The organism is Janthinobacterium fluminis, from assembly GCF_028595325.1.
In the GTDB taxonomy this organism is placed as follows: domain Bacteria; phylum Pseudomonadota; class Gammaproteobacteria; order Burkholderiales; family Burkholderiaceae_D; genus Janthinobacterium; species Janthinobacterium fluminis.
Window position 1 is genome coordinate 277,988 of sequence record NZ_JAQQXR010000004.1, and the last position, 10,489, is coordinate 288,476.

Below are 10,489 nucleotides of genomic sequence, written 5' to 3' on the forward strand. Positions count from 1 at the left end.
GCGCTAATCGGCCTTCGTAAACGTCAGCGTGTGCTGCGCCGGGCCGGGCAACAGCGGCGTCGGCCGCCCGGCAACCCAGTCCGCGTGGCCGGCCAGGAAATACGGCGAGAGCGGATGCCCGCTCTGGCCGCCCGGCATATTGAAGACGCCCAGCTCTTCCCGGCCCGGCGACACCGTCAGCCGCTCCGACTGGCCGAAGTTGCGGCCGGCCACGCGCGGCATGTGGTTATCGCCCGGCAGCATGTCGGCCGGCACGGCCAGCCAGCGCCGCAGCCACGGCACGGCCGCGCTGATCGGATGGGCGATGGCGGCCGTGTTGCGCTCGCCCCAGGTCGCCGCCGCCAGCGGCTTGCCGTCCTTGCCGAGGTCGGCGATGACGCGGTCGACGGCGGCCAGTTGCAGTGCCTGCCAACTGGCGTGCCCGGCCGGCAGCCAGCCGGCCGGCCGCTCGTCGAGCAGGCGCCCGATCACGACGGGCCAGCGCGAGGTCGCGCCGGCCACGCTGGCCTTGTCGTCGAGCTTGGCCAGCTCGCCGTTGGCGCCCTCGAACAGCAGGTCGTAGAGCGCGTACATGAAGCCGCGCGTGAGGCGGTAGCCGACCGAATCGACGCTGGCGTGGCCGCTCCAGCCCGTTTTCAGCAATTCCAGGAATTGCGCCCGCTGCGGCCGGTTGGCGATGGCGCCGCCATCCAGCGCGGCGATGGCGCGGTCGCGCCAGCCCGACAGGAAGATCGCGCGGTCGTCCAGCCCCACGTCGTAGACGCTGCGCACATCGGTCTTCGCGCCCAGCGCGCTCAAGCCGTCGCGCACCTGGCGGCTGCGCGCGCCCAGGTCGTAGCCGCCGTCGCCGAGCAAGTCGGCGTCGGCGCCCATCAATTGCCGGCTGTTGGCGGTCGACAACTGGCCGTCGGCGGGATTGCGCACCTGCGGGTATTCGACGGGCGCCAGCCAGCCCTGCCAGGACGCCACCGAACCGCCGGGTTCCAGCGGGAAGCTGGTGGCCAGCCCCGCCTGGGCGCGCCGCGGCAGCGGCCCGGCGATGGTCCAGCCGATATTGCCGGCGGCGTCGCCGGCAACGAAATTTTGCGCCGGCACGCCCATGCGCGCCGCCACCGTCAGCGCCTCGTCGAGCGTGTCGACCGACTCCAGTTGCTGCGGATTCAGATTGACGGCCTCGGCCGCGTGCGCCACCCAGTGGATCGCGTAACTGCGCCCCGCCACCTCGCGCAGCGGCCCCAGGGAAGTCTCGCGCACCAGCAGCTTGTCGGCCGGCGCGCCCTTGACCAGTATCGTTTCCTCATGCGCCTGCGGGCGCTCCCAGCCGGCCGGCGTGCGCACCTGGCCGGGCTTGGCGGCGTCCACGCCGAGCTCGACCAGATCGAGGTAATCGCCATAACTGTTGGTGAAGCCCCAGGCCACGTGGCCGTTGCTGCCGACAGCCAGCAGCGGCGGCGCGCCCGGCAGCATCACGCCGGCCATGCGCCGCACGCCGCCGCGCGCGTCGGGAAATTGCAGCGCCACGCGATACCAGGTGTTCGGCAACTGTATACCGAGGTGCATGTCGTCGGCGACGATGGCCGCGCCGTCCTGGCTGCGGCTGCCCGCCAGCGCCCAGTTGTTACTGCCCACGGCATCGAGAAACTCGGCGGCGGCCAGCTTGGGCGCGTCCGCCGCGCGCGGCTTGCCCCACCACGCCGGCGCCGTCGGCGGAATGGCCATGGCGGGCGCGGCGACGCGCTCCGCGTCCAGCGGCGCGTCCCACTGCGTCGCCTCCGGCAGCAGGAAGGCCCGCTGCTCGGCGCTGCTGTGCTCCTTCAACCAGCCGCGCGCCAGTTCGCGCGGCGCCTGGCCGCCCTGCAAATCGAAATACATCGCCCACACCACCAGCAGCGAATCGGCCACCGACCACGGACGCGGCTGCACGCCGATCAAGGCATATTCGAAGGGCCGCGCCGACAGCGCCGCCAGGCCGTCGTTGACGCCGCGGACATAGCGCGCAAGAAACTCGCGCTGCTCGGCCGGCATGGCCTTCACGGCCAGTTCGGCGCGGGCGCGGAAACGGTGCAGACGGCGCGCCCGGTCGAGCTCCAGCGCGCGCGGCCCGAACAACTCGGCCAGCTCGCCGGCGCCCACGCGGCGCAGCAAATCCATTTGGAAGAAGCGGTCCTGCGCCTGCACGAAACCGCTGGCGTAGGCGACGTCGAGGCGGTTGCCGCCGCTGATGAGCGGCACGCCGCGGGCGTCGCGCGCCACGCTGACGCTGCCGTGCAAGCCGGCCACGGCCTGGCTGCCGTCCAGCCGCGCCAGGCTGCCGCGCAAGAACAGGTACAGCACCAGCGCCAGCGCCGCCAGCAACACCAGCAGCGCCAGCACAACACGCCGGGACCAGACCTTCATCGCACTTTTCCGCATGGGACTCCTGTGGGTTCAACCGGGAAGAGCCGCTATGGTACATCGGAACAGCGGAAAATTGATGCCGGAGTGGCCAAGGCCGGCGGCGCCGCGATCCGCCCCCGCTGTTGGCGGGGCGGATCGCGGCTGTTACACCTCCTGCCCCCGGGCGCCGGCGCCGGCCGGCTGGGCGGAGGCGGCCTCGACGGACCAAACGCTGTCCGCCGGCCCGTGCGCGACGCGCTGCGCGGTGCGGCGCGCCCCGTACAGGAATAGCAGCGCGCACAACAAGGCCACGACGTCCACGCCGACGCTGGCGGCGCTGCCATGCGCCCACAGCCCCAGCGACGGCAGCAACACGGCGGCCAGCGAAGTCAGCGGAATGGCCAGCGCGGCCAGCGCGCACAGCAGCAGCAAATGCACGGACGCGCGCGCCGCGCCGCGCCAAAACGCCCAGGCCACGGCCGCCAGGAAGACGCTGTAGTAGACGCTCATATAGGTGCTGTTGATATTGCCCGACGACGCATAAAACCACTTGCCCGCAACGATGGTGAAACCGACGGCCGCCACCGAACCGAGGCAGATACCCACCGTGGCGGCGGCCATCAACATGGTCGCGCGCGTCTGGCTGAGCGGCGCCGGATTGCGCCCCTGGTTCTTGCGCCGCTTTTCCACCCACAACAGGTTACCGGTATAGAACAGGAAGGCGCCGCTGATGCCGAACAGGAAATACACCCAACGCATCGTATTGCCGGCGAAACTGCCGAAATGCAGGGCGAAGAACGGCGAAACCCGGCCGCTCCATGTGCCCTCCTTGCCCGGCAACATGTTGGTGTCGACGACGCCGCTATACGGATGGACCATCACATAACCGGCTTCCGCGCCGTGCGTCAGGTGGCGCGGGCTGGCCACCGCCGCGCGTATCATCGGGCGCGGGCTTTCCAGACGCATGAACAACATCTCGGTGATGACGAAATCGGGCGCGACGTCCTGCACTTTCTTGATCAGGGTCGTGGCCGGCAACATGTCGACGGCCGCGTAGGGCTTGGCGGCCGGCGGCGGCGGCGGCGCGAACATCGGCTGCTCCCGGTAGACCACCTTGGCCAGACTGTCGTAAAACTGGTCATGGAAGGCGAAGACCACCACTGTCAGGCTGATCACGATATGGAAAGGCAGGCTGGCGATGCCCAGCACATTATGGGCGTCGAGCCAGAAGCGCTTGCGGTTTTTCCCCGGACGCAAGGCAAAGAAGTCCTTGATCATGGTCGGCAGCAACAAGATGACGCCCGACACCAGCGCCAGGAAATACATGATGGCCGCCACGCCCATCAGGTAGCCACCCAGGTATTCGCCGTCCAGCGTGCCGGGGATGCCGCCCGTGCGGTGCAGCATGTCGATCAATTCCGCCAGCAGCGACGGCAACTGCTGCTGCGCCTGCAGCTTGCCGGAGGCGTCCAGCGTCGCCTGCCAGCGCTTCCCCGCCACGTCCAGCTCGCGGCCGCCGGCGCCGGCGCTCCAGCTGACCGGCGCGGCGACGTTTTCGTGCTGGCTCAGGTGCAGCGTGAATCCCTTGCGCGCGGCCGGATGCGCGACCAGCACCTCGCGCACCAAAGTATCGAGCTTGTCGGCGGCCACCGGCCGCAGCATCTGTGCCGGCGCGCTGCCCCAGCGGTCCAGCGGCTGCTTGAACATCGTCAGCGCGCCGGCGAAAAAGCCGATAAACAACAGCATGCCTGCGCCTATGCCGACCCAGGTATGCAGGGATTGATAAATACGGAGAATATCGCTGCGAATTTTCATGGCTGGCTCAACATCGGAGGAAGAAGATATAACAGGGCATACGCCAGCAGATTGGCGGCCGCCAGCCACAGCACGGCGCGCGCGCCGCTGCGGAACAGATACACAAAACTAAACACCAGCATCCAAATGGGCGCAATCATCCACATGACGAATTGCGACTTTTGCGGCGCGGCGATGCCGTCCGGGCCGAACCAGGCAAACAGGCCGGCCAGCGCCAGCGCCAGCGTCCATCCCAGCACGGCGCCGGCCAGGGTCTTGCTCCACCAGTCTTTGCTGATGGGCTGCTTACGATTCTCCACGACGGCCCCGTTGTATCAATAAGGAAAAAAATGGCAGGACGCTGAACACCAGCATCGGTATCGCCAGCCAGGCAAACACGGCGGCGATGGTGCTGAAGCTGCGCAAGCCGCAGGCCAGCGCCAGCAGCAGCAGCAGCAGGCCGACCCAGCGCCAGGGCCGGGCCGCCAGCGGCTGCGCCAGCCAGCCCTGATGCCGGTGGCTCAGGTAGAGCAGGCAACAAGCGGCGAGAATGAGGACGACAAACAAAATGGTCACAAACGCTTCCTTTATGGATTGAAACTGAATGACAGCGCCAGGTGTGCAAATGCCCGCCCCGCCGCATCGGCGCCGGGGCGGGCATTTCAGCAAGACGCCTTAGAAGGAATAGGCGGCGCTGACATAATAGTTACGCCCCAATTCCGCGCCGAGGAAACCCTTGTGCTTATCTTCCAGCACCACATTGCTCAGGTTTTTCACGCCAAAACGCAACACCACGTTGTCGATCTGACGCGAAGACAGGGCCAGATCGTAGCGCGTGTAGCCCGGCAGCTCTTGCGCCTGGTAATACTGGCTGCCGGTATAACTGGCCGACAGGGAAGCCTGCATGCGCGGATAGAACTTCCAATTCAGGCTCACGTGGCCCATGCTGCTCGGACGATTTTCCAGCTTGGTTTCGCGGCCCGTCTCGTCGATATAATCGGCCTTCAAGCGGGTCACATTGCCGCTGACGGAAACGTCGGCGCTCAGGTCGACCTCCGCCTGCAGCTCGATGCCGCGGGTTTTGGCGCTGGCGACGTTGGTCCAATTCTTCGACGGGCCAACGGGGTTGTAGACGGCCACGATCATGTCCTTGACCTTGTTGTCAAAGCCAACGGCGGTCAGGTTCCAGCCCTTCTGGTGAAACTCGATGCCGGCCTCGTAGTTCGTGCTGGTTTCCGGTTTCAAATTCGGATTGCCGGCCAATTGGCAGGCGCCGCCGCAGCTGATCGTGCTGTTCTCTATGCTTAACTGATAAGCGTCCGGCGCCTTGAATGCCTGGCTGACGCCGCCTTTGAGCGTCACGGCATTATTCAGCTGATACACCAGGTAAGCCTTCGGCGAAAAATGGCTGCCGAAGTTATTATTTTTATCCATGCGCCCGGCCAGCGTCAGCGCCAGCTCCTTGCTCAACGCGATTTCATCCTCGACGAAAATGGCCGAGTTGCGGCTGTTCATCTTGCCGGTTTTCCGATAGTTGACCGCATCCTTGATGGTCTGCTCGCGCAAATCCACACCGGCCGCCAGCGTATTGCCGCCCAGCGTGAAATTCGCATACATCTTCGCGTAGGTATTTTCTTCCGACAACCTGTTCCGCTGCGGCGCCTTGTAGCGGGTGTTGAAATCCTCGATATCCGATTTTTCATGGCTGACGTTCGCCGTGCTGCTGCCCCAATCCCACAGGGCCTTATGCGTCACGCCGAACGTCGTGCGGGTGTTTTCCGTTTCGCGGTAATCCCGGGACTCGGATTTCCGCGCCGCGTTATAGGAGTAGTAATACAAGCCCCTCGGACGCTGATCGTTGTTATAGGCCACATCCAGGTCGACGGTTTGCGTTTCCGACAGCTTCAGGCTGGCCGCCACCATCAGGTTCTTGGTTTTCTTCGCTTCCAGGCTGACCGGGCGCGTCGTATCCGCCGCCGAGCGCAGATACCAGGGCTGGCGGTCATACACCTCGCCCGTCAGCGACAGGCTCAGTCTGTCATTGATGGCGCCGGACGTGGTCGCGCCGAGGCGGTACTGCTGCCCCTCGTCGCCGGACGCGACGGTGCGGTACTCGCTCGACAGCGTGCCCTTCCACTGCGCCGTCGGGGCGTGGGTGATGATATTGACCACGCCGCCGATCGCGTCCGAGCCGTACAGGGCCGCCATCGGGCCGCGCACGATCTCCACGCGCTTGATGCTGCTCAGCGGAATCGAACTGAAATCGAAATCGCCGCCGCGCCACAGCGCGCCGGCCGAGGACATGCGCTTGCCGTTCACCAGCATCAGCGTGTACTTGCCGCTCAAGCCGCGAATCTGGATTTCATCGCGGCCGGTGCCGTCGCTCTGGTTGTTCACGCCCACCGTTTCGCGCAGCAGGTCGGCCAGGCTGTTGACCGGCGACTTGGCGATATCCTCCGCCGTGACGACGGTCGTGAAGGCGGGAGCGGCCGCGGCCGTCAGATTGCGCAGCGTCGCGGTGACCACCACCTGCTGCATCTCGGCCTGCTGGGGAGCTTCGGCGGCCAAGGCGGATTCAAAACCGATACCTGCAATTGCGACAACAATAATTTTTCTTGTAAATGACATCAACTTCACCCGTTTATTTGTTTTAAATTTATAAGAATACTAATCGCAATGATACTGATTCCTATTTGCATTTGCAAGAAATATTGAAGTAAAACAAATTTATATAGGCAACAATCAATGCCTTTGGAAAACTGGATGTATTAATACATGAACAATATCGCCTTGCTGACGGGCTTAGCGCGGCGAGCTTGCTTGCCGCATTCCGTCCGCTCAAGCTTAATCAAGCTCCGGGCAGCGCTGCTTTCCGCAGCACAAACTTACTTTTCAATGTAGCCCTATAATCGCCATGGCCGCCGACGGCTGCGCCCGCTTGCATAGCGGATTGACAAATAACCTAGTGACTCGCGATGATTCTTTCTGAAATAGCACAGCAGTTCAAATTCGATGTCATCCCTTCGGCGCAGCACGCCGACCATCTGCCGCACACCGTTGCGTCGCAATTGCTGGAGCAGGAAGTCGTGGTGTTCGCCGTCAATGACGAAGATTCCGACACCGCCCAGTTCAGCGAACGCTATGGCTTCAGTTTCGATGACTGCGCCAACACCATCGTGCTTCGCTACAAGAAAGATGGCGCGGAGCACTATGCCGCCGTCATCACGCTGGGTTCCAACCGCCTCGACGTCAACGGCGCGGTCAAGCAATGCCTGGGCGCGCAACGCTTGTCGTTCGCCAAGCGCGAAGTGGCGACGGAGATCACGGGGATGGAATTTGGCGGCATTACCGCGTTTGGCTTGCCTGGCGATATGCGCATCCTGATCGACCAGGCCGTCATGGACCGCCAATATCTCGTGATGGGCGCGGGCATCCGGAAGACCAAGATCTTCCTCGCTCCGGCGCTGTTGAAGCGGCTGCCCCAGGCCGCTGTGGCCCCGCTGACCCTCGCCTGAGGTTCCGGGCGCGGCCGCTAGCAGGGGCTACACTGGACCTCGGCCAGCACCGCGCGCAATACTTCCAGCACCCCGGCGCGTTCCGGGTTGAGGAAGAAATGGTCGCCCTGGAACCATTCGACGCGGCAGATGTTGCTCGTCTCCTTTTGCCATCCCTCGACCTGCTCCGCCGACGTGCGCGGGTCGCGCCGGCCGGCCAGCGCCGTCATCGGCAGGTCCAGCAGCGCGCCGGGCTGATACACATAGGTTTCGGCCAGCGAAAAATCGGCGCGTATGCTCGGCAACAACAGTTCCATCAATTCGCGGTGCTGGAGCAGCTCGGCCGGCGTGCCATTGTATTTGCGCAGCTCCTCGATCAAGGCCGCGTCCCCCAGCAAATGCAGATTGGCGGACGGGTTGCGCATCTGCGGCGCGTTGCAGCCGGAAACGATCAACTGTTGCGGCATGGCCCGCTGGTGGCGCTGCAAATACCGCGCCAGCTCGAACGCCAGCAAGGCGCCTAGGCTATGGCCGAAGAACGCGAACGGCAGGTCGGCATGCGCGCCGACGACGCCGGCGAGCGTCTCGACCAGCTCGCTCATCGACGTGTACGGCGCCTCGCCGAAGCGCCCGCCCCGGCCCGGCAACTGCACGGCGCACACTTCGATGTCCACGTCCAATTCGGCCTGCCACGGCATGAAGCTGGCGGCATTGCCGCCCGCGTAAGCAAAACAAAACAGGCGCATGCGCCGCTGGGGGCCGGCTTGACGCAACAGCCAGGGGGTGGTGTGCATAGATCGCTTTCGCTTAAACGGAATGGAAGACGCGCGCATCGCCGACGCATAGTGGCGATTTCAACATATATTTTACGCAAGCAATTTAACAGATTTATGACAACATATACAGAGTTGCAATAAAAAAGGGGCTTTACCGGCATGCCAATGGTTCGCCGTTTTACTTTGACTTAGCACAAGACCAACAGCGGCCCTCCGCCGAAAATGAACGCTTAGGAGTCGCCGCGGCATTCCGTGTTCCAGCGTATTGTCGCGTGCGAAATGTTCATCCCAAACCCTGATGGAGGTTAGCATGGCTCTGAAAGTTGACGATGCGAAAAAATTCTTCGGTAGTTTATATGACCGTTCACATGCGCCGGACCTCGGCCACTTCGAAGCGGCCGCCCTGCGCCTGGTCGCCACGGTGGAGAACAACGACGCGGTTCCCACCAAGGATGTGGCGGCCGGCGACAAGGCCCTCGGGCTGCTGATGCTCAATCACATCATGTCCACGCCGAACATCGAGCAGAAACAGAAAGCGGCACTGAGCGCCGCAGCCCTGCTCAATATCAAGTCCGAACTGGTCGGGCGCTTTACCGAGTTGTTTCCTGAAATGACGGTGAGCGAGCTGACCAAAGCCGCCGAAAAAGCCGGCTATCACGTCGAGGTGCTCGATTCCCGTGTCGCCGCGAACGTCCCGCGCTCGGTGGTGGGCCGATAAGGATCGCTTGCCGCCGGAGCCTAGGCATGAAAACCCAGGAATTGGATATACAAGGGCTGCGCTGGGACGCCTTGCCGTCAATGCGCAACGGGGCGGAGTCCGTCGTGGTGCCGATGCCAACGACGGACCTCGTGCATATCGTCTACCACGGCGAGCTGCCGTTCGCGCACGGGCGCTACGGCCTGCATCGCGGACTCGAAGACCACCTGACCTTTCTTGGCCCCTTGCACAAGAAGGCCAGGGGCTACTTCATCGACTGCCGCACCGGCTCGCCCACGCTGCACAAGAAGGTGGCAATCGAGTTCGCGCCCGATGCCACGCGGACGCTGGTCATTCCCTGCGGGGTCGCGCACGGCTTCGACGGCCTCGAAGAGATCTACACCATCAATGCTTTCCGCGCCTTCCTGCCGCCGCCGCAGTACCTGATGACCGACAAAAACCCCTGGGCCACGGGAACCGACATCATTAATTTTCCCTACTCGACAGCCGACGAAGCCCTGCCCGAAGTCGAGGTCAATACCTATCCGGCCAGCGAGAATTTCTACGAGCTGCTAAGCGAAATGCAGCGGGCCACCCTCGGCAAGCTCGATTACGAGTTCCCGCACACCGAGGACATGGTCGATGCGGACGGCAAGGTGCACACCCTGCTGATCAAGAAAACGCTGTCGCCCAAACAGCATGTGGCGGAATGGGAAGCCATCGCGGACATCGAGGGTCTGGGCTGGAAAAAGCACCTTCTCGTGTGGTCCAACGATGTCGCCGGTTACGCCGCGCTCACCGATAACGGCCCGATCCAGATCATCGGCCACGGCGAACGGCACTACATGACCGACGCATACGGCATACACCTCGAATGGGAAGACCGGCTCACATTCGTCGGCCCGTCCCAGCAGCGCGCCACCATCCGCTTCATCGATTGCCGCAAGGGATCGCCCAGCGAAGGCAAGGAAGTGACGCACGAATTTTCGCCCAGCGCACTGCGCATGCTCATCATCCCCCCCGGCGTGGCGCACGCCTTTGAGGGCCTAGAACGCATTTTCACCATCAACCGCCCCTACCGGCGCAGCGGCGATCCGGACCGCTTCGAACCGGGTCATGACGTGCTCGACTGGCCACTGGACAAACGCCCGGCGCCCTCCTTCGACATCGCCCCGCCCCGCGAGTTTCCGCTGTCATACTACCGGGCGCTGACGGAAGCGCAGCGCGGCTACCTGGCCTTGCAGACCGAGCAAGTCTCGACGCCCGCCGTGCTGCTCGTCCGCGACGACGACGGCAGCACAAAACGCGTCGCGCTGCGGCATATCGCTCCCGCGAGCGGTTGAGCGCGGGGG

Annotated in this window: 9 protein-coding genes; 3 read left to right on the forward strand and 6 right to left on the reverse strand. The window is 64.1% G+C overall.

The window, feature by feature from the left end; translation table 11 throughout:
- Positions 1-3: 3 nt before the first annotated feature.
- From OIK44_RS12475 to OIK44_RS12495, 5 genes are all read right to left on the reverse strand, one after another.
- Entirely contained in the window at positions 4-2,397 is a 2,394-nt protein-coding gene (locus tag OIK44_RS12475) for a penicillin acylase family protein (protein ID WP_273671080.1), read from the reverse strand.
- A gap of 144 nt (positions 2,398-2,541) precedes the next feature.
- Entirely contained in the window at positions 2,542-4,191 is a 1,650-nt protein-coding gene (locus tag OIK44_RS12480) for a PepSY-associated TM helix domain-containing protein (protein ID WP_273671081.1), read from the reverse strand.
- Positions 4,188-4,490: a hypothetical protein gene (locus tag OIK44_RS12485; RefSeq protein WP_273671082.1), complete on the reverse strand. Its 303-nt coding sequence runs from the start codon at positions 4,488-4,490 to the stop codon at positions 4,188-4,190. Before OIK44_RS12485 ends, OIK44_RS12480 begins: the two co-directional genes overlap by 4 nt.
- The gene (locus OIK44_RS12490; protein WP_273671083.1) at positions 4,477-4,746 is read right to left on the reverse strand and encodes a hypothetical protein; all 270 of its coding nucleotides are present in this window, start codon (positions 4,744-4,746) and stop codon (positions 4,477-4,479) included. The genes OIK44_RS12485 and OIK44_RS12490 overlap by 14 nt, the downstream gene beginning before the upstream one ends.
- A gap of 99 nt (positions 4,747-4,845) precedes the next feature.
- Positions 4,846-6,738 carry a TonB-dependent receptor plug domain-containing protein gene (locus OIK44_RS12495; protein WP_273671084.1) on the reverse strand — a complete coding sequence of 631 codons (1,893 nt, stop codon included), beginning with the start codon at positions 6,736-6,738 and terminating at the stop codon, positions 4,846-4,848.
- 407 nt (positions 6,739-7,145) lie between these two features.
- Between OIK44_RS12495 and OIK44_RS12500 the strand changes: the two genes are divergently transcribed.
- Positions 7,146-7,685 (forward strand): YbaK/EbsC family protein, encoded by a 540-nt coding sequence (locus tag OIK44_RS12500; protein WP_273671085.1) that lies wholly within the window; start codon positions 7,146-7,148, stop codon positions 7,683-7,685.
- Between the two features lie 17 nt (positions 7,686-7,702).
- On the opposite strand, the gene OIK44_RS12505 is transcribed toward OIK44_RS12500, so the two are convergent.
- On the reverse strand, positions 7,703-8,458 hold the full coding sequence (locus tag OIK44_RS12505) for a thioesterase II family protein (RefSeq protein ID WP_273671086.1): 756 nt from the start codon (positions 8,456-8,458) through the stop codon (positions 7,703-7,705).
- A gap of 292 nt (positions 8,459-8,750) precedes the next feature.
- Between OIK44_RS12505 and OIK44_RS12510 the strand changes: the two genes are divergently transcribed.
- Together OIK44_RS12510 and OIK44_RS12515 are read left to right on the forward strand one after the other, a co-directional pair.
- The gene (locus tag OIK44_RS12510) at positions 8,751-9,158 is read left to right on the forward strand and encodes a hypothetical protein (RefSeq protein WP_273671087.1); all 408 of its coding nucleotides are present in this window, start codon (positions 8,751-8,753) and stop codon (positions 9,156-9,158) included.
- 26 nt (positions 9,159-9,184) lie between these two features.
- Positions 9,185-10,480, forward strand: coding sequence for a dTDP-4-dehydrorhamnose 3,5-epimerase family protein (locus OIK44_RS12515; RefSeq protein WP_273671088.1), 1,296 nt, complete (start codon positions 9,185-9,187; stop codon positions 10,478-10,480).
- Positions 10,481-10,489 lie beyond the last annotated feature (9 nt).